Genomic DNA, 21,823 nt, shown 5'->3' with positions numbered 1-21,823 from the left:
CCGCCGATACCTGCCCAAACGGAGACGCGCATGGCGAGCGGACTACTCGAGAGCATCGATCGCAGCACCCAGCTGGCCGGGCACAACCGCCTGGCGCTGCTGCTGTTCCGGCTGGGGCCGCGGCAGGTCTTCGGGATCAATGTCTTCAAGGTGCAGGAGGTCATCCGGCGGCCGCGACTGTCGATGATGCCGTCCTCGCATCCGCTGGTGGCGGGCGTGGCGGACATCCGCGGCAAGGTGGTGCCGGTGATCGACCTGCACCGCGCCATCGGCGGGCCGGCGGTCGCCGAGGAGTCGGCGGCGCACGTGATCGTGGCCGAGTACAGCCGCTCGGTGCAGGGGTTCCTGGTGCAGGCGGTGGACCGCATCATCCATGTGGACGTGGGCACGGTGCAGCCGCCGCCGGAGACCGGCACGGAGAGCTTCCTGACCGCCATCACCCGCTACGGCGAGGAACTGGTGGAGATCATCGACGTGGAGAAGGTGCTGGCGGCGGTGACCGGCGAGCGTCCGGGGCTGTCGGACTCGGTGCAGGCGCGGGCGATGGAACTGGACGCCCGCGGGCGCCGGGTGCTGGTGGTGGACGATTCCCGGGTGGCGCGCAGCCAGATCGAGAAGGTGCTGACCCAGCTGGGCATCGAGGCCCTGACCGCCACCGACGGCAAGGACGCACTGCGCCAGCTCCAGGGACTGGCGGACCGGGGCGCGCTGGACGAACAGCTGCTGATGGTGATCTCCGACGTCGAAATGCCGGCGATGGATGGCTACCGGCTGACGACGGAAATCCGTCGCGACCCGCGCATGAAGGGGCTCTACGTGCTGATGCACAGCTCGCTGTCGGGCATCTTCAACCACGCCATGGTGGAGCGGGTGGGGGCGGACCGCTTCCTGCCCAAGTTCAGTTCCGACGAACTGGCCGAGGCCGTGGTGGAACGGCTGAAAGCCATACAGATCAGGCACTAAGCGCGCACCCTCGGGGCTGTTCATACTGAGCCTGCCGAAGCGCGGGCGGCCTGGTTGACCCGCGCCGCCGCATCCGCCGCCCGCCCTTCGACAGGCTCAGGGCGAACGGCCCCCCAAGCTCTGTCCGATATCCGGCCCCTGGTCTGGTACGGCAGTTGCCTTGGTTCCTCCACAAAGGCTTTTCGCCCGGAGGACCTCATGGCCAACGACCCGCTGTTCGGTATCCACGCCGACGCCCTGCAACTGCAGCGGCGCCGCATGGAGCTGCTGGCCGCGAACATCGCCAATGCCGACACCCCGGGCTACCGTGCGCGCGACATCGATTTCCAGAAGCTGCTCGCGGCGGCGCAACAGCCCGCCGCGACTGCAGCCGGAGGCGCTGCTGCCACGGATAGCGGCATCGACGACGCAAAACTGAAGGCCGCCACGGTCTACCGCCTGCAGACGCAGCCCGCGGTGGACGGCAATACCGTGGATACGCAGGTGGAGCAGTCGCAGTTCGCGCAGGCCTCGCTGCAGTACCAGGCCAGCCTGAGCTTCATGGACGGCCGGCTGCGCTCCCTGCTGACCGCCATCACCGGACAGTAAGGGAGTAGCCCGCCATGTCCATGAAGATCTTCGACATCGCCGGTTCCGCGCTCAGCGCGCAGTCGGTGCGACTCAACACGGTGGCCTCCAACCTGGCCAACGCGGATTCGGTCAGCGGCGACGCCAACTCGGTCTACAAGGCGCGGCTGCCGGTGTTCCAGGCCATCGCCGACGCCCAGAACCCGGAGGGCTCCGGCGTGCAGGTGCGCGGCGTGGTCGAGAGCCAGGCCGAGGCGCAGAAGCGCTACGAGCCGGGCAACCCGCTGGCGGACAAGGACGGCTACGTCTACGCACCCAACGTCAACATCGTGGAGGAGATGGTCAACATGATCTCGGCCTCCCGCTCGTACCAGGCCAGCGTGGAGGTGATGAACACCGCCAAGGACATGACCCTGCGTACGCTCAACCTCGGCAAGTAAGGACCCATCCATGGCCGCCGTCGGCAGCACCACCTTCGACAACCTCGGGCTCTCGCTGCAGCAGGACGGCAGCAAGAAGAAGCAGCAGCTCGGCCAGGAGGAATTCCTGAAGCTGATGACCACGCAGCTGCAGAACCAGGACCCGACCAAGCCGATGGACAACGCCCAGTTCCTGGGCCAGATCGCGCAGTTCAGCACCGTCTCCGGCATCCAGCAGATGCAGGAGTCGTTCTCCGCCATGGCGGCCTCCCTGCAGTCGTCGCAGGCCCTGCAGGGCGCCCAGATGGTGGGGCGCGGCGTGCTGGTGCCGTCCAAGACGTCGCTGCTGCCGGACGAGGGCGCCATGGGCGCCGCGGCCGAGCTGCCTGCCGGCGGCACGCTGCAGGTGGACGTGGTCGACGGCTCCGGCCAGGTCGTGCGCCGCCTGGACCTCGGCACGCGCGCCGCGGGACTCAACCAGTTCACCTGGGACGGCAAGGACGAGTCCGGCAAGCGCATGGAAGCCGGCACCTACACCCTGCGCGCCACGCTCGACCAGGGCGGCAGCACGCAATCCCTTTCCACCTACGGGCTCGACGTGGTCGACAGCGTTTCGCTGGGCAGCGACGGGCTCACGCTCAATCTCTCCGGGCTCGGCGCCACCAAGCTCGCCGATGTCCGCCAGATCTTCTAGGAGTCACCCATGACCTTCCGCATCGCCCTGTCCGGCCTCAATGCCGCCTCCGCCGATCTCGGCGTGACCGCCAACAACATCGCCAACGCCAACACCACGGGCTTCAAGGGCTCGCGCGCGCAGTTCGTGGATTTCTTCCCGCAGAGTTCCGGCGGCATCTCGGACAACGCGGTGGGCGCCGGCGTGCGCCTGGACAAGGTGGCCCAGCAGTTCTCGCAGGGCTCGGTGAACTTCACCAACAACAACCTGGACCTGGCCATCAGTGGCCAGGGCTTCTTCACGCTGAGCGACAACGGCGCCACGGTCTACTCCCGCGCCGGCGCCTTCGGCACCGACCGCAACGGCTACGTGGTCAATGCCAATGGCCAGCGCCTGCAGGTCTACCCGCCGGTGGCCGGCGGCTCGGCCTTCGACACGGCGCAGCTGGCAGACCTGCAGCTGTCCACCAACGACAATCCCCCCGCCGCCACCACGCGCATCGACACCGGCATCAACCTGCCGGCCAATGCCACCGTGCCGGCCACGGCGACCTTCAGCGCCACCGACCCCACCAGCTACAACCACACCACCTCGGTGACGGTGTACGACTCGCTGGGCGCGCCGCACACGGCGAACCTCTACTTCTCCAAGACGGCGAACCCCAACGAGTGGAGCCTGAACATGCAGGTGGATGGCGCCGCGGTCGGCCCGGCCACCACGCTGACCTACTCGGACAGCGGCCAGATGCTGACTCCGGCGGGCGGCAACATCACGCTGCCGGCGGTGAACACCACCACCGGCTCGGCGCCGCTGAACCTGACGCTGGCCCTGAACAATTCCACGCAGTACGGCGAGCGCTTCAGCGTCAGCAGCCTGCGCCAGGACGGCTACGCCACCGGCCGGCTGACCGGCATCGAGGTGACGGACGAGGGCATCGTGCAGGCCCGATTCACCAACGGCCAGGCGACCCCGCTGGGCCAGGTGGCGCTGACCAACTTCGCCAATCCGCAGGGCCTGCAGCAGCTCGGCGACAGCACCTGGGGCGAGACCTTCAGCTCCGGTTCCGCCCTGCGCGGACAGGCTGGCGGCACCAACTTCGGCGAGATCCAGAGCGGTGCCCTGGAGGCCAGCAACGTCGACCTGACCGAGCAACTGGTCAACATGATCACCGCGCAGCGCAACTTCCAGGCGAACGCGCAGATGATCTCCACCAGCGACCAGATCACGCAGACCATCATCAACATCCGTTGATAGCACCAGCAAGTATGCATAACGCCCCGTTCACGCCGAGTAGCGCCGCGCAGCGTCGCGTATCGAGGTGCGCCACCCTGCCTCGATACGCACGCTCGCTGCGCTCACGAGGCTACTCGGCACGAACGGTCCGGCGGGGCGGGAAACAGGAGAGCTGCCATGGATAGAGCCCTGTACGTTGCGATGACCGGCGCCAAGCAGACCCTGCAGGCGCAGGCGGTCAACAGCCACAACCTGGCCAACGCCAGCACGGTGGGCTTCAAGGCGGAGCTGGCGGCGCAGCAGGCCATGGACGTGCAGGGCGGCGGCCTGCCCAGCCGCGTCAATACGCAGCTCAAGGGCAGCGGCTGGGATTCCAGCATGGGCTCGGTGCAGCAGACCGGGCGGGATCTCGACATCGCCCTGGACCAGGACCGCTGGCTGGCGGTGCAGGCCCCCGACGGTTCCGAGGCCTATACCCGCGGCGGCGAACTGTCGCTGGACGTCAACGGGCAATTGCGCACCGCTTCCGGGCTGGCCGTGCTGGGCGACGGCGGGCCGGTGTCGATTCCGCAGAGCAGTTCGCTGACGCTGGGCAGCGACGGCAGCATCTCCATCGTGCCGCTGGGCCAGGGGGCGGAAACCACCGCCACCGTCGGCCGCCTGCGCGTGGTGGAAGCGCGGCCGGAGCAGCTGGAACGCGGCCCGGACGGCCTGTTCCGGGCCAAGGCCGGCCAGGCCCTGGAGGCCGCAGCCGGCAAGGTGATGACGCCCGGGGCCGTGGAGACCAGCAACGTCAACATCTCCGAGGCCATGGTCAACATGATCCAGCTGGCCCGGGCCTTCGAGATGCAGACCAAGCTGATGCGGGCGGCGGAAGACAATGCCCAGGCCGCATCCAGCTTGGTCAGGATGGGCTAGTTGGCGGACCTTTCAGCCGTCCGCCCTGAGCCGGTCGAAGGGTGAACGGCCGCCGTCGCGCGTCCAGCTTCCGCCCGTACTTCGACAGGCTCAGTACGAACCGAAGTCTCCCACCCGCAGCAAACCGCCCTCCGGGCCGCGCCAACATCCCGTCACCCCTCCTGCTGGTCCGGAACTTGTACTCCCCTAAAGCAAAGGCGGATTTCCGCCGCTTAGCAGGAATACAGCCATGACCCAATCGCTCTGGGTTGCCAAGACCGGCCTCGATGCGCAGCAGACGCGCATGACGGTCATTTCCAACAACCTCGCCAACGTCAACACCACGGGCTTCAAGAAGGGCCGGGCGGCCTTCGAGGACCTGATGTACCAGACGGTCAAGCAGGCGGGCGGCGCCACCACCCAGCAGACCGAAGCGCCCTCGGGCCTCAACCTGGGCACCGGCGTGCGCGTGGTGGCCACGGAAAAGATGTTCACCCAGGGCAACATGCTGCAGACCGGCAACGGCCTGGATGCGGCGATCAACGGCCGCGGCTTCTTCCAGGTGACGATGCCGGACGGCTCCACCGCCTACACGCGCGACGGCTCCTTCCAGGTCAGCAGCCAGGGCGAACTGGTGACCTCCAGCGGCTACCCGATCCAGCCGGGCATCACGCTGCCGGAAAACGCGCAGAACGTCACCATCGGCGCCGACGGCACCGTCAGCGTGACCGTGCCGGGCCAGTCGGCTCCCCAGCAGGTGGGGCAGATCCTGATCGCGGACTTCATCAACCCGGCGGGCCTGCAGCCCAAGGGCGAGAACCTCTACACCGAGACCGCCGCCAGCGGCAGCCCGCAGAGCGGCGCGCCGGGTCTCAACGGCCTGGGCAACCTCCAGCAGGGCTCGCTGGAATCCTCCAACGTCAACGTGGTGGAGGAACTGGTGAACATGATCGAGACGCAGCGTGCCTACGAGATGAACTCCAAGGCGATCTCGACGGCCGACCAGATGCTGCAGTACGTCAACAACAACCTGTGAGCACCGCGATGAAAGCCTCCCTCGCCCTGCTCGCCGCCGCCAGCCTGATGCTGCAGGCCTGCGCATCCGCGCCGGCCATGCCGGCCCCCGCCACGCTGCCGATGCCGGCCATGCCGGCCGCCGCGGCCAGCGAGGGCTCGATCTACGCCGCCGGCGGCATGGCGCTGTTCGAGGACCAGAAGGCGCGCCGCGTGGGCGACACGCTGACCATCGTGCTGGTGGAATCCACCACGGCGCAGAAGAAGGCCAGCACCAGCACCGCGAAGGACTCCAACGCCAGCATCGACGGGCCGAAACTGTTCGGCCGGCCGGTGACGGTCAACGGCGTGCCGGTGCTGGAAGCGGAGCTGGGCTCGTCCAAGACCTTCAAGGGCAATGGCGACAGCAGCCAGTCCAACCAGCTGCAGGGCAGCGTCGGCGCGGTGGTGATGCAGGTGCTGCCCAACGGCAACCTGGTGGTCAGCGGCCGCAAGCAGGTGCAGATCAACCAGGGCAGCGAGACCGTCAGCATCGAGGGCATCGTGCGGCCGGTGGACATCCGCCCGGACAACAGCATCACCTCCGACCGCGTGGCCAATGCGGCGATCTCCTATTCGGGGCAGGGCGCGGTGGCCGACAGCAACGTCATGGGCTGGGCCAGCCGCTTCTTCAACTCGGGCTGGTTCCCGTTCTGAGGGCGTCGACATGATCCGCAAGATTTCCCTCCTCACGCTGCTGCTGGCCCTCGCCCTGCCGGCCCAGGCCGAGCGCGTGAAGGACCTGGCCAGCGTGGCCGGCGTGCGCGGCAACCCGCTGGTGGGCTACGGCCTGGTGGTGGGCCTGGACGGCAGCGGCGACCAGACCACGCAGGCGCCGTTCACGGTGCAGAGCCTCAAGGCCATGCTGGCGCAGCTGGGCGTCACCATTCCGCCGGGCGTGAACCCCCAGCTCAAGAACGTGGCGGCGGTGGCGATCCACGCCGAGCTGCCGGCCTTCGCCAAGCCCGGGCAGGCCATCGACGTGACGGTCTCCTCCATCGGCAACGCCGGCTCGCTGCGCGGCGGCGCGCTGCTGATGACACCGCTCAAGGGCGCGGATGGGCAGGTCTACGCCGTGGCGCAGGGCAACGTGGTGGTCGGGGGGCTCGGCATCTCGGCCAAGGACGGCTCGCGCGTGTCGGTGAACATCCCCAGCTCCGGCCGCATCCCCAACGGCGCGATGGTGGAGCGCGCGGTCCCCGGCAGCTTCACCGCCTCGCCGGACATCCGCCTGAACCTGCACGTGCCGGACTTCACCACGGCCACGCGTCTGGCGGAAGGCATCAACGCGGCCCTGGGCGGCGGCGTGGCTGCCGCGCAGGATCCGGTGACGGTGGCGGTGCGCGCCCCGGCCGACAGCAACAGCCGCGTGGCCTTCCTCTCCATGCTGGAGAACATCGAGGTGCAGCCCGGCGACGCTCCGGCGCGCGTGATCGTCAACAGCCGCACCGGCACGGTGGTGATCGGCAGCGGCGTGCGCGTGCTGCCGGCGGCGGTGGCGCATGGCTCGCTGTCGGTGACCATCTCCGAGAAGCCGCGCGTCAGCCAGCCGGCGCCGTTCTCCAAGGGCGAGACCGTGGTGGTGCCCGACTCGGCGATCGAGGTCACGCAGGACGGCGGCCGCATGTTCAAGTTCGACGCCGGCGTCAGCCTGGACGACATCGTCCGCGCGGTGAACCAGGTGGGCGCCGCTCCCGGCGACCTGGTGGCGATCCTGGAGGCGCTCAAGGAAGCCGGCGCGCTGCGCGCCGAGCTGGTGATCATCTGATGGCCCTGTCCCCGCTCGATTCCGTCACCGACTTCGGCCAGTTCGCGGGCCTGAAGGCGCAGGCGCGCGAGCAGGACCCGGCCGCCCTGCAGAAGGCGGCCAGGCAGTTCGAATCCCTGATGCTGCAGCAGATGCTCAAGGCCATGCGCGCGGCGACGCCGGGCGACGATGCCCTGGGCGGCAGCGAGCAGGGCAGCTTCTACCGCGACATGTTCGACCAGCAGCTGGCCGTGCAGCTGTCCAGCGGCAAGGGCGTGGGCCTGGCCGACATGCTGGTGCGGCAGCTCAGGATGAGCCAGGGCCTGGGCGAGGGCGGATCGGCGGTGGATACGAGCCTGTCGTCTGGCGCCAGCATTTTTCCCCTCTCCCTCCGGGAGAGGGGCAGGGGTGAGGGACTGCCGGCGGAAGGGGTTGAGGCGCCATCTGAAAATGCGTCCCTCACCCGCGCCTACGGCGCGACCTCTCCCCAGGGGAGAGGCAAGACGGACATTGATGGCATCAACCCGCCGCTGGCACTCAAGACGGACGAGACCTTGTCCGAGTTCCGCCCCAAGACCCCGCAGGAATTCATCGACGCCGTGCTGCCGCATGCCGAGAAGGCCGCCAGGGAACTGGGCATCCCGGCCCGCGTGCTGGTGGCGCAGGCGGCGCTGGAGACCGGCTGGGGCAAGCACCAGATTCGCCATGCCGACGGCAAGGCATCGTTCAACCTCTTCGGCATCAAGGCCGACAAGTCCTGGGACGGCGACCGTGTCCGCACCATGACGCATGAATACGAAGGCGGCCGCATGGAGCGGCAGGAGGCGAAGTTCCGCTCGTACGGATCGATCGCCGAGTCCTTCGAAGACTACGCGCGCTTCCTCAAGTCCAACCCGCGATACGAGCAGGCCCTGCGTCATCAGGGCAGCGCGCACCAATTCGCCGCCGGCCTGCAGAAGGCCGGCTATGCCACCGACCCGTCCTATGCGCAGAAGATCATGCGCATCGCCTACGGGCCGACCGTGCAGGCCGCACTTAACCAGAATCGTCAGGTGATGGCGTGAGTGATCTTCTCTCCATAGGCGTCTCCGGCCTGCTGGCCTACCGCAAGGCCCTGGACACGGCCGGCCACAACATCGCCAACGTCAATACGCCGGGCTACTCGCGCCAGCGCGTGGAACTGGGCTCGCGCATCGGCAGCCCGCAGGGCGACGGCTACATCGGCGCCGGCGTCAGTTCCAGCACGGTCAGGCGCCTGGCGGATGCGCTGATCACCACGCGCCTGCAGGGCGACGCCTCCGCCTATTCCCGGGCGGAGACCTTCGCCGGCCTGGCCTCGCGCGTGGACGGATGGCTGTCGGATGCCGACTCCGGCCTGGGCAAGCCGCTGCAGGGTTTCTACGATGCCCTGAGCGGCCTGTCCTCCAACCCGGCCAGCACGGCCGCGAGGCAGAGCCTGATTTCCGCCGGCCAGAGCCTGGCCACCCGCTACAACGACATGCAGGCGCAGTTCGACGGCCTGGAGGGCGAGATCAACCAGCGCCTCAGCCAGACCGCCGACGAGGTGACGCGCTATGCCCAGCAGGTGGCGGACCTCAACGAGCGCATCGTGCTGGCCAAGGGCCAGTCGGGCGGCCAGCCGCCCAATGACCTGCTCGACCAGCGCGACAGCCTGATCAAGGAGATCGCCAGCCGCATCGGCATCACCACCACCGAGCAGGATGACGGCGGCATCAATGTCTTCACCGGCAGCGGCCAGGCCCTGGTGCTGGGCCGGCAGGCCAATTCCCTGACGGTGGGCGACGATCCCTACGGCAGCGGCCGCAAGGAGCTGTTCTTCTCCGGCGGGCAGAACATCACCGCCCAGACCAGCGGCGGCGTGATCGGCGGCCTGCTGGACTTCCGGCGCGAGGTGCTGGACCCGGCCAAGAGCGACCTCGGCCGCATGGCCGCGGGCCTGGCCGAGGCGATGAACGAGCAGCATGCCCAGGGCATGGATGCCAAGGGCCAGATGGGCGGCGACTTCTTCGCCGACATCGCCGGCTCGGTCTACCCGGCACGCGCCAACACCGGCAGCGCGACGGTCTCCGTCGGCCTGAGCGATGCCGGCGCGCTGACCGGAGACGACTACGCGCTGTCCTTCAACGGCAGCGCCTGGCAGCTGACCCGCGCCCGCGACGGCAGCAGCGTGCCCCTGACCGGCAGCGGCACCGCCGCCGATCCGCTGCGCGCCGAGGGCCTGTCGATCAGCCTCGGCGGCACGCCGGCCGCGGGCGACCGCTACCTGCTCAAGCCCACCGCGAACGGCGCCGCCCAGTTGCGCGTGGCGATCACGGATGCCTCGCGCCTCGCCGCCGCCTCGCCGGTGCGCGCCAGCGCGGGCTTGTCCAACACCGGGTCGGCCACGGTCGGCAGCATCGGCGTGACCGATCCGTCGAACGCCGGCCTGCTGAGCGGCGTGAGCATCCAGTTCACCGGTCCCAACACCTACAGCATCAACGGCAGCGGCAGCTACAGCTGGAATGCCGGAGACAGCATCGAGGTCAACGGCTGGAGCCTGAAGCTGAGCGGTTCTCCCGCCGCGGGCGACAGCTTCAGCGTGGGGGCCAACACCGCCGGCAGCAACGACAACGGCAATGCCCGCGCGCTGGCCAAGCTGTCCACGCTCGGCGTGCTCGACGGCGGCCGCAGCACGCTGTCGGATTCGCAGGCGGCCCTGGTGGGCCGTGCCGGCGCCAGCGCCCAGCAGGCCAGCCTGCAGCTCGACGCGCAGGCCTCGGTGCGCGCCCAGACCGAGGCCGAGCAGGCCTCGCTGTCGGGCGTGAACCTGGACGAGGAGGCCGCCGACCTGGTGCGCTTCCAGCAGGCCTACCAGGCGGCGGCGCGCGTGATCGCGGTGGCCAACGAGGTGTTCCAGTCGCTGCTCGACGCGGCGCGGAACTAGCGGACAAGGGGAAGAACCATGAGAGTTTCCACCTCCATGCTGCAGCAGAGCGCCATCGGCCAGCTGCAGAAGCAGCAGGCGGCGCTGGCCAAGACGCAACTGCAGCTGGCCACCGGCCAGCGCCTGCAGAGCGCGGCCGACGATCCTTCCGGCGCTGCCTCGGCGGTGCGCCTGGACCAGGCCAATGCGCAGTACGGCCGCTACCAGCAGCAGATCGACACCGCGCGCAACCGCCTCGGCCTGGAGGAGAACGTGCTGGCCGACAGCGTGGAACTGCTGCAGCGCGTGCGCGAGATCGCGGTGGAACTGAACAACGGCACGCAGTCCGCGCAGACCCGCGGCATCCTGGCCAACGAGCTGAAGAGCCTGCGCGAGCAACTGGTGTCCTACGCCAATGCCGACGATGGCCAGGGGCGCTATCTTTTCGGCGGCTCGCAGGACAGCGTGGCGCCCTTCGCGGGCAGCGGCACGGTCAGCTATGCCGGCGACCAGCAGCAGCGCCTGCTGCAGGTGACCGGCAGCCGCACGGTGGCGGACGCCGACCCCGGCAGCGAGGTGTTCCTGCGCCTGCGCGACGGCAACGGCACCTTCACGGTGTCGTCCGGCGCCAATGCCGGCACGGCGGGCCTGAAGAGCGCGCGGCTCACCGATGCCTCGCTGTGGGACGGCGGCAGCTATACGCTGAGTTTCAGCGGCGGCAACTACGAGGTGCGCGATGCCGGCAACGCGGTGGTGGCCGGCGGCGCCTATGCGGAAGGACAGACCATCGCCTTCCGCGGCCTGGACCTGAGCTTCACCGGCACGCCGGCGGATGGCGACCGCTTCACGGTGGGCGCCAGCGCGCAGAGGGACATGTTCGCCCAGATCGACGAACTGGCCCGCATCGCCGGCATGCCGCAGGACACCGCGGCGCAGCGCGCCCAGGTGCAGACGGCGATGCACCAGTCGCTGAGCGCCATCGACAATGCCAGCCTGCACCTGTCGGACGTGCGCGCCGCGGTGGGCAACCGCCTGGCGGCGCTGGACGACGCCGAAAGCCAGAACGGCGCCCAGCAGGTGGAAACCGAGGCCGCGCTCGACCAGATTCGCGGGCTGGATTACGCCGAGGCCGCCACGCGGCTGTCGCAGCAGCTCACCGCCCTGCAGGCGGCGCAGCAGACCTTCGCCAAGGTGCAGGGGATGAGCCTGTTCGACTACCTGCGCTGACGCGCAAGCCGCTTCCGGATGCCCTGCTCCCCGGGCCGCAATGGCGAGCTCGCTGCCCGGAGGGGCATGGAAAGCCGATGCCTGCATGCAGAGAACCCCGATCCGCGCCGAGGGGTCGGAATACGCTGCCCGGCGGTAGCCCTGCCGCGTCCTGCGGGTCCTATCATGGGCCATCTTCGTTCCAGGATGTCCCGTGAGGGTTTTCAGCATCTACGCCGCTGTTCTCGTGGCCCTGACCATCGGGGCCTGGGAGCTGGTGTTCGACGGCGGGGCGAAGACCTTCAAGGTAGCTCCGGCCGGACCCCGGGTGTCGGGAGAAAGCAGCCTGGCAGTGCAGGCGGCGACGGCCCGCCTGACCGTGCAGCCGCCGCTGCGCTGATCTCGAACGTCCCGCGATGGATGGAACATCCATCGCGGATTCCAGGTTCCTGGCGTGCCCGCGGGCGGCCCTCCGTGGCCTCCCCGACTGACCTGCCGGCGGCAGCCCGTGATCCGCGGAGTTCATCACCCCTGCATATGAGGGATGAATCCGGGGTCCTCACCTCCCTAGTCTGGGCGCTGGTGCATGCCAGCCCCCAGGCGCCGTAACCCAGGGTCATTCCTCTGGTCGGACGGCGTCCGGTGCCTGGCTTGCGCTCCGCAAGCCCGCATCCATCTCCCTACGGGGTGACACCATGTCCAATACCGCCGAAGCCTCCGCCCCATCGCCTCCTGCCGACCTCAAGCTGGCCCAGCTGCTGGAGTCCACGCGGCTGGAGCGCTGCCCATTCCCCATTCCCAGCAGCTGGTTCTTCGTGGACTTCTCCGGGAACCTGAAGGTCGGCGAGGTGCGCAACATCCAGCTGTTCGACCAGGAATGGGTGCTGTTCCGTGGCGAGAGCGGCAAGGTGGGCATGTCCGACCCCTATTGCCCGCACCTGGGCGCGCACCTGGGCCATGGCGGCAAGGTTTGCGGCGACCACATCCGCTGCCCCTTCCACCACTGGGAGTACGACGCCGAGGGCTGGTGCAAGCAGGTGCCCTACGGCAAGAACGCGCCGGCCATCACCAAGCTCCGCCCCATCCTGCGCACGCTGCCGGTGCAGGAGCGCTACGGCCAGATCTGGGCCTGGTTCCACCCGAAGATGGAGCCGCCCAGTTGGGAGCTGCCGCATATCCCCTGCATGGAGGACGAGGGCTGGGTGGGCGACCAGCGCGGCACCTGGCAGGCCAGCACGGCGATCCAGGAGATCGTCGAGAACAGCGTCGACATCGCGCACCTGAAATTCCTCCACGGCGCGGCGGGCGTCCCGCCGATCCAGGTGGAGTTCGACCGCCACATGCAGCGCTTCAACCTCGGCGGCGGCTACATCGTCGGCGAGACCTGGGGCGCGGGGTCCGTCGGCACCGTGACCTTCACCCAGGAGGGCGTCAGCGCCACGCTGTTCTCCTATACCCAGCCGATCACGCGCGAGCTGACCCGGATGAACATGAGCTTCCGCCACAAGGCCTACCCGGAAGGCTCCAGGGAGCTGTACATCGCCCGCAAGCTGATCGACCACATGCAGCACGAGGCCGAAGGCGAGCAGGGCGCCGGCTTCGAGAGCGTCGACATGGTGATCTGGAACAACAAGAAGTACCGCCACAAGCCGCTGCTCTGCGACGGCGACGGTCCGATCTTCCAGTTCCGCGAATGGTTCCGGCAGTTCTACGTCGCCGAGCCGGACGTGATGGCGAAAATCTGAGCGGGCCATGACGAAGGGCGCCGTGGATTCCTTCCACGGCGCCCTTTTTTTGTCCGTGGCGGGTGCGGTGCCGCTGCGATTCCGATGCGCTAGGCTTTCCCGATCACCTTCAGGATCGGGCTCCACATGAACCAGGATACGGCCGCGGCACTTCATCCCTTCGACCAGGCGACCCGGCTGACGGAGCAGGGCGGCCGCCTCGCCGGCCAGACCTCGCCGGCCTACGCCAACATGGTCGGGCCCTTCGGCGGCGTGATCGCGGCGACGCTGCTGCGCGCGGTGGTGCAGCATCCGGATCGCCTGGGAGAGCCGGTGGCGCTGACGGCGAACTTCGCGGCACCGATCGCCGACGGCGGATTCGAGGTGCTGGCACGGGCGGCGCGCACCAGCCGCACGACGCAGCACTGGACCGTGGAGCTGACGCAGGGCGGGCAGGTGGCAGCCACCGCCACCGCCATCACGGCGGTCCGCCGCCAAACCTGGGAAGCGACCGACCGGGCGTTTCCGCAGGCGCCCGCCATGGAGGGCTTGCGCAGCCTGAAGAAGCTGCCGGGCCTGCCGAAATGGGTCGGCTGCTACGACCTGCGCCTGGTGCGCGGCGGCATCCCGCCGCTGCCGCAACACGAGCCGCCGCAGGCCGACAGCTCCGAGACGCTGCTGTGGGTGCGCGACGAACCGCCCCGTCCGCTGGACTTCGTCTCGCTGGCCTCGATCTGCGACGTGTTCTTCCCGCGCAGCTTCATCCGGCGCCAGCGCATGGCGATGGCGGGTACGGTGTCGATGACGGTGTATTTCCATGCCGGCGCGGCGGCCCTGGCGGCGCAGGGCGAACGCGGACTGCTGGCGCATGCACGCGGCCAGCGCTTCCACGGCGGCTTCTTCGACCAGTCGGCGGAGATCTGGAGTCCGGAGGGCCTGCTGCTGGCCACCAGCCACCAGGTGGTCTACTTCAAGGAATAGCGGGTTTCCCGGAGGAGCCGGCGTGAGCGTGGAGCTCTGCATCACCCGGGCGGAGTTTGGGGCCGGGAACGACGACGATCCGAGCACTCTGGAGGAGTGGCTGGCCCAAGGCGCCTCCGACACCGAGTTGCGCCGGCTTCCGGACAACGGCGAGGGCTTCGTGCTGTGGCTCGGCAAGTCGGCCCATGCCAAGCCCGGGCTCGACGGGGACCAGGGCAATGTCAGTACGAAATGGCCCGATACGGCGCTCTACCGGAAGATGCTGCGCATCGCCGCGGCGCTCGGCGCGCGCGTGCAGGACGACGAGGGCGGGGTCTACCTGAAGGACGGAGGCTGGGCTTTCGAGCCGGATGGGCGCGGCTGAGGCAGGCCGGCGCTCCCTCCTGAAAAGAGAAGGGCCTGCCGCGAGGGCAGGCCCAGTGCAGTCCCGGAGGAGGATCCGGGGTGCCGTGATATCCCGGGGGAGCGGGATTCAGAAACCCAGCTTGACCGCCAGCGACAGGTATTCGCGATCCGCCAGCGGCCGCTCGGTCGGGTCCGGCGTGCCGAGGAACCAGGCGTAGCTCAGGCCGACCTGGTAGCGCTGCAGGTAGGTGGCCGTGATGCCGACGCCGGCGCGCCGGTCATGCTCGCCCGTGAGGCTGCCGAAGGCGCCGGCCATCGGCGAGTTGCCCTTGAGCATGTGGGAGAAGCTGAGCTTGAGGTTCAGATCGGTGGCCGGCCAGACATCGCGGTAGTCCGCCGAGACCTGGGTGGAATAGCCGTAGGCCTCGCGGTCCTTGGCGAGGTCGTCGCTGCCCTCCACCGGCTCCACGTCGTGAACGCGGATGTAGCCGGCCTCCCCGGTCAGGGTCAGCGAGTCCCAGAGCGCAGTGGGGTTGACGATGTAGAGGCTGGAGAGCAGCACCTGGCTCATGTCGGCGCGCGTATAGGCCGGGAGAGCGGCGTTGACCATGGTCGAGGCGCCGTCGCGGTAGCTGTACTCGGCGGAGACCTGCGCGTCGCCGATCGTCGTGGAGATGTCGGCGCCGTAGAGCCCCACGTCGTCGAAGTATTCCAGCTGGTAGCTCACCGGCGCGGACTGGCCCAGCGTGGCAGTGGTGATTCCCTGCGTCAGCAGGCCGGGCACGGCGGCGGCGGGAATGCCGAGCGCGCCGAAGATCGGCGTGACGGCGTTGACCAATTGCGCCGGCGGCTCGATCACCGGAGGCACCAGGGTCAGCGCGCCGGTGTTGAGCCTCACGCCCGGGATATTCTCGTGGTAACGCAGGTAGTAGGCACCGACTTCGGTGACCTCGGTGAGCTGGTAGTTCAGCGCCAGGCCCCACTGGCCGCCGCTGCCGGGCTTGATGTCGGGTCCGCGCGTGACGATCAGCTGTTCCGGCGTGCCGGGGATGAGCTGGCCGAATAGCGGATAGAGCGGGTTGCGGCCGCCGTAGAGGAAGCGGGCACCGGGTCCGATGATGTCGGAGCTGGCGAAGTAGTCGCCCTGCGGGGTGAGCTCGGTCTCGGCGAACTCCAGCTTGTAGTAGCCGCGCAGCGTCGTCTCCGGCGTCACGCCGAGCTGGAAGGACACCTGCGACGACGGCAGCAGCAGGTCCTTGGTTTCCACGCCCGGCGAATTGGACTTGGTGGCATCCGAAGGCCCCTGGGCGGAGGCAATGCCGAGGAAGAACAGGCTCTGGCCCCAGGCCACGACCTGGCGGCCGGCGCGCAGGTCCAGCGTCATGCTGCCCGGCAGGTCCCAGCGGCCGTAGGCATAGGCGTCGAGCAGGCGCGCGCGGCGGCCGTCGTAGCGCTCGGTCTCGCGGGTGAACTCGTCGTGCGGCCCGGTCTTGTTGACGGTCTGAGGCGAGTCGTTGTCGTTGCTGCCGAGGTAGGCCCCGTCGTAGAAGGCACTGCCGCTGAACAGGGCGCCGATGTTGTCGCGGCCCAGGGCCAGTTCGCCGAACAGCGTCGCACGGTTGTAGATCAGGCTGCCCCTGTCGAAGTTGCGGTTGCCGTCGTCGCCATTGGCGGTGGAGGGGATGTTGGAGGAGTTGATCGGGCCGTTGACGAGGCGGTCGTCCGCCTCCCCGGTGCGCATGGCGGCGCCGTAGGTCAGCAGGGCGCGGTACTCCGCCTTCCAGTCCATACCCAGGTCGATCGTCCCGGCGCGAGCGGTGCCGATGGCGGCACAGAACGCGAAGGGCAGGCCCAGGATGCCGTTCAGCTGGTGCTTGTTCATGTCGGTTTCCTGGCAGTGCTTCAGCGGCCGCGCGACTGTGCCGCCTTGGGGCCGAACATCTCGGGCTTCAGCGAGAAGTCGTTGACCTTCCACCAGTTGTCCTTGCCGACCTCGTTGACCAGGTAGGTGGCCTCGTAGGCATGGCTCTTCAGGTCATGGTAGACGGCCACGGTGCGGTGGTAGGCCTGTGCGTTCGGCGCGTAGCGGTAGGCGATGTACTTGCTGCGCCAGAGTTCGCCCCGGCTGTCGTAGTTGTCGCCCCAAGCCGGCAGCCAGGTGTCCTCGTCGGCGTAGATGACGCGCTTCTTGTAGACATGGCGCATGCCGGGCTTGAGGTTGCCCTCGATCACCCAGACCCGGTGCAGTTCGAAGCGCAGCAGTTCCGGATTGATGCCCTGCTTGCCGAGCACGTCCTTGTACTTCAGCGTCGGGTCATTGATGCGGAACATGTGCGACGGCATGTAGAACTCCTGCCGGCCCACCAGCTTCCAGTCGTAGCGCTCGGGCGAGCCGTTGAAGATGTAGTTGTCGTCCACCGTGTGCATGCCGGCGGGCGGCACCGGGTAGTCGCAGCAGATGTTGGGCGCCTGGCGGACGCGGCGGGTGCCGGGCAGGTATTGCCAGGCCGAGGTGGCGTCATCGGTGAAGTCATTGGGCTGCCAGCCGGTGGAGATGAAACCCTTGTCGCGCGGCGGCGCGTAGAACTCGCTGAGGAAGTACGCCTGCACCTTGTCGCTGAAGGGCTTGATGCTGTCGGGCCCGTGCGAGGGGTTCATCGACATGTAGAACTGCTGCGCCATGGTGATGGCGCCATTGGGGTAGACCGCGGCGATGTCGTTGACCACCTGCTCGGAGGCCGGGCGACGCACGGTGGCGACGTTCCAGATCGCCTCCAGCCCGCTGGCGGGAAAGGGGAAGGCGATGCCGGCGTTGATGCCCTCCAGGCCCTTGCCGTTGGGCTTTACCTGGGCGCTCGCGGCATTCTTCTTCGTCACCTCGCAGGCCCAGTCGGGCATGCGGAAGTCACGGTGACTGGGGTACACCGGGATGCGGAAGTCCGGGTAGGCCTTCAGCATCTTCTGCTGGCCGGGCGTCAGCCGCACCGCATGCTCGGCCATGTTGGCGGCCGTGATCGTGAACAGCGGCTTCTCGGCAGCATAGGGTCCGGCGGTATAGCCGATCCTTTCCGCCGGGGTGATGCCGGGCCAGCCATCCAACCATTGACCGGTGTAGGGGGCCACGCCGCTGTCGCTGCCGGCGCGCAGGGCGCCGGCGCAGGTCAGGGTATCTCCGTCGAGCTTCGCTGCTTCCCCGGAGGTACTCTTGGCGAAGACGGTGCCCGTGAGGGCCAGCGCCAGCGCCATTGCGGAAAGGCGGGTGAGACTGCTGCGGTTCATCGGGTTCTCCTCGCAAAAGGTCGGGCGCTGTGCCGCGCCTTGAATCTGGTTCGCAGTATTATTTGATACGTAGTATCATTTTAAGAATGCCCCAAACTGATGAGACTTCTTTGCGGCAGCGCAAAAAAAGCCAGCTGCGCGACCGGCTGATCGCCGTGACCGTGGAACTGGTGGAGGAGCGCGGCCTGGACGGGTTCACGGCGGACGAGATCGCCGCCCGCGCCGGCGTGGGGCGCGCTACCTTCTTCCGCTATTTCGATTCGCTGAACGCCGCGATCGTGGTGGGCTTCTACGATCACCGCCTGCGCTCGATGGTGAACCTGGTGCGGGAGGCTCCCGCCTCGCTGGGGCCGGCGGAAGCCCTGGGCTGGATGTTCGACCGCATGGTGGACCTGCATGTCCAGGAGAAGCCGGCGGTGCTGCGGCAGTTCCTGCTGCTGCAACAGCATCCATCGCTGCAGGCCATTGCCCTGCAGCACCAGGCCACGGTGCATGAGGAAGTACTGACGGAAGCACTCCGGCCGCGTTTCGGCCGGCTGCGCAAGGACGACCTGCGGCCGCGCATCCTGGTCTCCGCCACGCTGTCCGCCGTGCGCAGCATGGCGGATATCTGGACCCAGGGCGGGGGGCGAGCAGACCTGCGCCTGATGATGCGGCAGGTCATACGGCAGATGAGCAGGGGATTCGGGCCGGACTAGCCGCGCAGGGCCGATGTAACAATCTCTTCGGGACGCGGATTTCCCGTCGCCCATGCATCCTGCACGCCTCGCCGCCAAATCCGGCGCAGTCTGCAAGATGCTGAATAAATGACAAAAAGTTTTGCTGCACCGCCGCGATTTTCAGCCGGCGTTCAGCCTCGCTCCGCATCCTTGTCATACGCCCGCCGCATCCAGGGCGGATGATGCCGGCCAGTCAACCGGCCCTGACTTCGGAACAAGGAGAGAAACGGATGACTCTCGAAGATGCCCTCGACTTCTGCAACGATCTCTCGCGCATGGTGCGCGCCTGGGCGGTGGAGCCCATCAAGGCGCTGGGCCAGCTCGAGCAGATCGAACAGTGCTTCCTGCTGGACCGTCCCGGCGACCATTTCCTGGTGCTGAAGGTATCGGCGGCCGTGGCGGCGGTGCAGGACTGTCTGCAGGCCGGCCTGACGCAGACCCAGGAGCCGCAGCAGATGCGTGCCGCGAGCCAGGCCATCGAGACGCTGCGCCTGGCGATCCCCCACAGCTACGAAGAGCCGACGCGCGAGTCCAGCCTCGCGGCCTGATGGGCAGTGGTCTTGCAGCCTCCCGGAACAAGGACGTTCCGGGAGGCTGCTTTGTTTCCGGGGCCGGGCGGCGCATTGCGCCGCAGGCGGAGCGCTGCAACAGTAGCGGCATTCCATAACCAGAAAGCGGGAACCGGTGCGGGCATTGGGGGGACGCAGGAATCGGCGGCGGATGCACGGGCGGGCCCTGTGCGCCGTACTGGTATGGCTGCTGCCCCTGGCGGTCCGGGCGCAGGCGCCGGTGGAATTGGCGCCGGTGGAGGTCCAGGCCCAGCGCAAGCCGCAGGACGAGCGCGACGTGCCGCTGTCCCTCACCGTGCTCGATGCGGAGCGCTTGCAGGACGCGCGCATCAGCACGGTGGACGATCTGTCGCGCTATGCCGCCAACACGCAGTTCAGCAAGAACCAGCTCTTCATCCGCGGCATCGGCACCGGCGCCAATTTCGGTTTCGATCCTTCCGTGGCGCTGTTCGTGGATGGCGTCTACCTGGGCCGCGGCACCGCGGCGCTGATGCCGTTCTGGGATCTCGATCAGATCGAGGTGATCCGCGGCCCGCAGGGCACGCTGCTGGGCAAGAACACTCTCGGCGGCGCGCTGAGCCTGCGCACCGCGGCACCGCAGGAGGGTTTCGGCGGCACGCTGGCCGCGGTGCACGGCGACCTGGATCCGCTGACGCTGCGCGCCGCGGCGGACCTGCCCCTGGCCCAGGACTGGGCGCTGCGCGTCTCCGCGCTGGCGGAAACGCTGGGCGGCTATGTGGACAACCGCACGCTGGACGAGGAGACGCTGGGCCGCCGCAACCAGGGCCTGCGCGCGCGCCTGCAGTGGCAGCCGGACGGCGACTGGTCCGGCTGGCTGGGGCTGGAGGTCAACAGCGGCCGGCTGCGGCACTTCGGCAGCCAGCTTTCCGCGGCCACGCCGGAGAGCCTGGCCCTGTACCGCCAGTTCGATCCGCAGACCGAGGCGCGGCTGGACGACTACCGCAGTTCCACGGACATGGAGCACAGCGGCGCCGGGCGCCATGCCGCCAGCGCGACGCTGAACCTGGCCTGGGGTGACGACCGCCTGCGGCTGACCTCGCTGTCCAATGTCTCTGGTTCACGCCTGGACTACGACTACGACGCCGACTACAGCCCGATCCCCTTGCTGACGCTGGGGCTGGACGAGGACTACCGGCAGTGGAGCCAGGAACTGCGGCTGGATGGGCGTCACGCCGCGGGCGAATACCTGCTGGGTGCCTACCTGCTGCATGCGGACCTGGGCGTGGACAGCCGCATCACCGCGCTGCCGGGAGGCGCCGAGGCGGTGGCGGGCGAACTGTCGGCGACGCCGGCCCTGCTGGCGCCGATCCTCGACGCCCTGCGCCGCCCCGGCCTGCCGGACCCGGTGTCCGACCAGAGCCGCAAGCGCTTCCGCCAGGAGGCGGCCAGCCTGGCGCTGTTCGGGCAATGGGGCTGGCGCTTCGCCCCCCGCTGGGAGCTGGCGGCCGGCCTGCGCTGGACGCAGGAACGCAAGGCGGTACGCATGCGCCAGAGCTTCGAGGACAGCGGGCTGCTGTTCCGCAGCTTCCTCGACGAGCAGGCCTACCAGGCGAGCCGGCGGCGCCGCGAGGATGACTGGTCGCCGCGGCTGGTGCTGCAGTACCGGCCCGACGCGCAGGCCACCTGGTACCTGCTGGCCGCGCGAGGCTTCAAGGGCGGCGGCTACAACGACCTGGCGGCCCGCCCGGACCGCCTGGAGTTCGAGCCCGAGCGCGCCACCACGCTGGAAGGCGGCTTCAAGGCGCTGTGGCTGGCCCGCCGCCTGTCGCTGAACCTCAACCTCTTCGACAGCCGCGTGAAGGACCTGCAGGTGAATGCCTTCGACGGCAGTTCCTTCTACGTGCAGAACGCCGCCGCGGCCCGCCTGCGCGGCGCGGAGCTGGAGACGCGCTGGCGGCTGGGGCGGGGCTGGAGCCTGCAGGGCAGCCTGGGCTGGCTCGATGCGCGCTACCGCTCGTTCCCCAACGCCCCGGCGCGCGCCGACCAGTCCACGGACTCGCAGGATCTCGGCGGCCAGCGCCTGTCGCGCGCGCCCGCCGCGTCCGGCGCGCTGGGCCTGGAGTACGCCGCGGTGCTCGGCGGCGGATGGGGCTGGCGCGCCGCGGCGGACGTACTGCACCGCGAGCGCAGCTTCCTGTCGCTGGACAACGACCCGGCCGACGCGCAGCCGGCGGTGACCACGCTCAACGCGCAGCTCGGGCTTTCATCCGCCGGGGGCGGCTGGGCGCTGGCGCTGGAGGGGCGCAACCTGACCGATGAACTGGTGCGCAATGCCGCCACCGATGTCTCGCTGTTCAGCGGCAACCACTGGGCCGAGGTGGACCCGCCGCGGCGCTGGTCGCTGACCCTGGCCTGGCGCTGGTAGGGCTGCCGCCGCCGGCGATTTCCGGGCACAGGACCCCGCAAGTCCGTTCCTCCGGCGATCCCTACCGCTGATCCATCTTCAGAAAAACTCCTAAAGGTTTGTCAGACGACGCCGTTAAGGGCCTCAGTAGCGGCAATGA

General features: G+C 68.8%; 21 protein-coding genes. 19 read left to right on the top strand and 2 right to left on the bottom strand.

Annotated features, from left to right (window positions below; translation table 11 throughout):
* The first annotated feature begins 30 nt into the window (after positions 1–30).
* The 16 genes from C3942_RS07210 to C3942_RS07135 all read left to right on the top strand — a co-directional run bounded on the left by C3942_RS07210 (position 31) and on the right by C3942_RS07135 (position 14,750).
* Complete coding sequence (locus C3942_RS07210) at positions 31–963, top strand: chemotaxis protein (RefSeq protein ID WP_104229704.1); 933 nt, start codon at positions 31–33, stop codon at positions 961–963.
* 198 nt (positions 964–1,161) lie between these two features.
* Positions 1,162–1,551 carry a flagellar basal body rod protein FlgB gene (gene flgB / locus C3942_RS07205; RefSeq protein ID WP_104229703.1) on the top strand — a complete coding sequence of 130 codons (390 nt, stop codon included), beginning with the start codon at positions 1,162–1,164 and terminating at the stop codon, positions 1,549–1,551.
* Positions 1,552–1,565: 14 nt separating this feature from the next.
* Positions 1,566–1,970: a flagellar basal body rod protein FlgC gene (gene flgC, locus C3942_RS07200; RefSeq protein ID WP_104229702.1), complete on the top strand. Its 405-nt coding sequence runs from the start codon at positions 1,566–1,568 to the stop codon at positions 1,968–1,970.
* A 10-nt stretch (positions 1,971–1,980) separates the two neighbouring features.
* A complete protein-coding gene (locus tag C3942_RS07195; RefSeq protein ID WP_104229701.1) occupies positions 1,981–2,643 on the top strand; it encodes a flagellar hook assembly protein FlgD in 663 nt (220 codons plus the stop codon).
* A gap of 9 nt (positions 2,644–2,652) precedes the next feature.
* Positions 2,653–3,873 carry a flagellar hook protein FlgE gene (gene flgE, locus C3942_RS07190; protein ID WP_104229700.1) on the top strand — a complete coding sequence of 407 codons (1,221 nt, stop codon included), beginning with the start codon at positions 2,653–2,655 and terminating at the stop codon, positions 3,871–3,873.
* A gap of 159 nt (positions 3,874–4,032) precedes the next feature.
* Positions 4,033–4,773 (top strand): flagellar basal-body rod protein FlgF, encoded by a 741-nt coding sequence (gene flgF / locus C3942_RS07185; RefSeq protein WP_104229699.1) that lies wholly within the window; start codon positions 4,033–4,035, stop codon positions 4,771–4,773.
* A gap of 229 nt (positions 4,774–5,002) precedes the next feature.
* Positions 5,003–5,788 (top strand): flagellar basal-body rod protein FlgG, encoded by a 786-nt coding sequence (gene flgG, locus C3942_RS07180; RefSeq protein WP_104229698.1) that lies wholly within the window; start codon positions 5,003–5,005, stop codon positions 5,786–5,788.
* An 8-nt stretch (positions 5,789–5,796) separates the two neighbouring features.
* Complete coding sequence (gene flgH, locus C3942_RS07175) at positions 5,797–6,462, top strand: flagellar basal body L-ring protein FlgH (RefSeq protein WP_104229697.1); 666 nt, start codon at positions 5,797–5,799, stop codon at positions 6,460–6,462.
* Between the two features lie 10 nt (positions 6,463–6,472).
* Positions 6,473–7,573: a flagellar basal body P-ring protein FlgI gene (locus C3942_RS07170; RefSeq protein ID WP_104229696.1), complete on the top strand. Its 1,101-nt coding sequence runs from the start codon at positions 6,473–6,475 to the stop codon at positions 7,571–7,573.
* Positions 7,573–8,616 (top strand): flagellar assembly peptidoglycan hydrolase FlgJ, encoded by a 1,044-nt coding sequence (flgJ, locus tag C3942_RS07165; RefSeq protein WP_104229695.1) that lies wholly within the window; start codon positions 7,573–7,575, stop codon positions 8,614–8,616. Before C3942_RS07170 ends, flgJ begins: the two co-directional genes overlap by 1 nt.
* Positions 8,613–10,496, top strand: coding sequence for a flagellar hook-associated protein FlgK (gene flgK, locus C3942_RS07160; RefSeq protein ID WP_104229694.1), 1,884 nt, complete (start codon positions 8,613–8,615; stop codon positions 10,494–10,496). Before flgJ ends, flgK begins: the two co-directional genes overlap by 4 nt.
* A gap of 18 nt (positions 10,497–10,514) precedes the next feature.
* Positions 10,515–11,702, top strand: coding sequence for a flagellar hook-associated protein FlgL (gene flgL, locus C3942_RS07155; protein ID WP_104229693.1), 1,188 nt, complete (start codon positions 10,515–10,517; stop codon positions 11,700–11,702).
* A 193-nt stretch (positions 11,703–11,895) separates the two neighbouring features.
* Positions 11,896–12,081 carry a hypothetical protein gene (locus C3942_RS07150; RefSeq protein ID WP_104229692.1) on the top strand — a complete coding sequence of 62 codons (186 nt, stop codon included), beginning with the start codon at positions 11,896–11,898 and terminating at the stop codon, positions 12,079–12,081.
* Positions 12,082–12,376: 295 nt separating this feature from the next.
* A complete protein-coding gene (locus C3942_RS07145) occupies positions 12,377–13,426 on the top strand; it encodes a Rieske 2Fe-2S domain-containing protein (RefSeq protein ID WP_104229691.1) in 1,050 nt (349 codons plus the stop codon).
* Between the two features lie 126 nt (positions 13,427–13,552).
* Positions 13,553–14,386, top strand: coding sequence for an acyl-CoA thioesterase (locus C3942_RS07140; protein WP_104229690.1), 834 nt, complete (start codon positions 13,553–13,555; stop codon positions 14,384–14,386).
* 22 nt (positions 14,387–14,408) lie between these two features.
* Positions 14,409–14,750 (top strand): hypothetical protein, encoded by a 342-nt coding sequence (locus tag C3942_RS07135; RefSeq protein WP_104229689.1) that lies wholly within the window; start codon positions 14,409–14,411, stop codon positions 14,748–14,750.
* Positions 14,751–14,858: 108 nt separating this feature from the next.
* Here C3942_RS07135 and C3942_RS07130 read toward each other — a convergent pair whose 3' ends face one another.
* Together C3942_RS07130 and C3942_RS07125 are read right to left on the bottom strand one after the other, a co-directional pair.
* On the bottom strand, positions 14,859–16,613 hold the full coding sequence (locus tag C3942_RS07130; protein WP_104229688.1) for a DUF1302 domain-containing protein: 1,755 nt from the start codon (positions 16,611–16,613) through the stop codon (positions 14,859–14,861).
* A 20-nt stretch (positions 16,614–16,633) separates the two neighbouring features.
* Positions 16,634–18,010, bottom strand: a complete 1,377-nt coding sequence (locus C3942_RS07125) for a DUF1329 domain-containing protein (RefSeq protein WP_243393536.1) — start codon at positions 18,008–18,010, stop codon at positions 16,634–16,636.
* A 110-nt stretch (positions 18,011–18,120) separates the two neighbouring features.
* Between C3942_RS07125 and C3942_RS07120 the strand changes: the two genes are divergently transcribed.
* From C3942_RS07120 to C3942_RS07110, 3 genes are all read left to right on the top strand, one after another.
* The gene (locus C3942_RS07120) at positions 18,121–18,708 is read left to right on the top strand and encodes a TetR family transcriptional regulator (protein ID WP_165797363.1); all 588 of its coding nucleotides are present in this window, start codon (positions 18,121–18,123) and stop codon (positions 18,706–18,708) included.
* Positions 18,709–18,959: 251 nt separating this feature from the next.
* On the top strand, positions 18,960–19,277 hold the full coding sequence (locus tag C3942_RS07115; RefSeq protein WP_104229686.1) for a hypothetical protein: 318 nt from the start codon (positions 18,960–18,962) through the stop codon (positions 19,275–19,277).
* 172 nt (positions 19,278–19,449) lie between these two features.
* Positions 19,450–21,684, top strand: a complete 2,235-nt coding sequence (locus C3942_RS07110; RefSeq protein ID WP_104229685.1) for a TonB-dependent receptor — start codon at positions 19,450–19,452, stop codon at positions 21,682–21,684.
* The last annotated feature ends 139 nt before the right edge of the window (positions 21,685–21,823 follow it).

Origin of the sequence: Solimonas fluminis, from assembly GCF_002930645.1 — a bacterium.
Classification (GTDB): Bacteria; Pseudomonadota; Gammaproteobacteria; order Nevskiales; family Nevskiaceae; genus Solimonas_A; species Solimonas_A fluminis.
This window is presented reverse-complemented; position numbering and strand designations above follow the sequence as displayed.

Excerpts from the sequence above, each read along its gene's own strand:
- C3942_RS07210 (WP_104229704.1), top strand. The coding sequence starts at position 31 with ATGGCGAGCGGACTACTCGAGAGCATCGATCGCAGCACCCAGCTGGCC.
- flgB (WP_104229703.1), top strand. The coding sequence starts at position 1,162 with ATGGCCAACGACCCGCTGTTCGGTATCCACGCCGACGCCCTGCAACTG.
- flgC (WP_104229702.1), top strand. The coding sequence starts at position 1,566 with ATGTCCATGAAGATCTTCGACATCGCCGGTTCCGCGCTCAGCGCGCAG.
- C3942_RS07195 (WP_104229701.1), top strand. The coding sequence starts at position 1,981 with ATGGCCGCCGTCGGCAGCACCACCTTCGACAACCTCGGGCTCTCGCTG.
- flgE (WP_104229700.1), top strand. The coding sequence starts at position 2,653 with ATGACCTTCCGCATCGCCCTGTCCGGCCTCAATGCCGCCTCCGCCGAT.
- flgF (WP_104229699.1), top strand. The coding sequence starts at position 4,033 with ATGGATAGAGCCCTGTACGTTGCGATGACCGGCGCCAAGCAGACCCTG.
- flgG (WP_104229698.1), top strand. The coding sequence starts at position 5,003 with ATGACCCAATCGCTCTGGGTTGCCAAGACCGGCCTCGATGCGCAGCAG.
- flgH (WP_104229697.1), top strand. The coding sequence starts at position 5,797 with ATGAAAGCCTCCCTCGCCCTGCTCGCCGCCGCCAGCCTGATGCTGCAG.
- C3942_RS07170 (WP_104229696.1), top strand. The coding sequence starts at position 6,473 with ATGATCCGCAAGATTTCCCTCCTCACGCTGCTGCTGGCCCTCGCCCTG.
- flgJ (WP_104229695.1), top strand. The coding sequence starts at position 7,573 with ATGGCCCTGTCCCCGCTCGATTCCGTCACCGACTTCGGCCAGTTCGCG.
- flgL (WP_104229693.1), top strand. The coding sequence starts at position 10,515 with ATGAGAGTTTCCACCTCCATGCTGCAGCAGAGCGCCATCGGCCAGCTG.
- C3942_RS07145 (WP_104229691.1), top strand. The coding sequence starts at position 12,377 with ATGTCCAATACCGCCGAAGCCTCCGCCCCATCGCCTCCTGCCGACCTC.
- C3942_RS07140 (WP_104229690.1), top strand. The coding sequence starts at position 13,553 with ATGAACCAGGATACGGCCGCGGCACTTCATCCCTTCGACCAGGCGACC.
- C3942_RS07130 (WP_104229688.1), bottom strand. The coding sequence starts at position 16,613 with ATGAACAAGCACCAGCTGAACGGCATCCTGGGCCTGCCCTTCGCGTTC.
- C3942_RS07125 (WP_243393536.1), bottom strand. The coding sequence starts at position 18,010 with ATGAACCGCAGCAGTCTCACCCGCCTTTCCGCAATGGCGCTGGCGCTG.
- C3942_RS07115 (WP_104229686.1), top strand. The coding sequence starts at position 18,960 with ATGACTCTCGAAGATGCCCTCGACTTCTGCAACGATCTCTCGCGCATG.
- C3942_RS07110 (WP_104229685.1), top strand. The coding sequence starts at position 19,450 with ATGCACGGGCGGGCCCTGTGCGCCGTACTGGTATGGCTGCTGCCCCTG.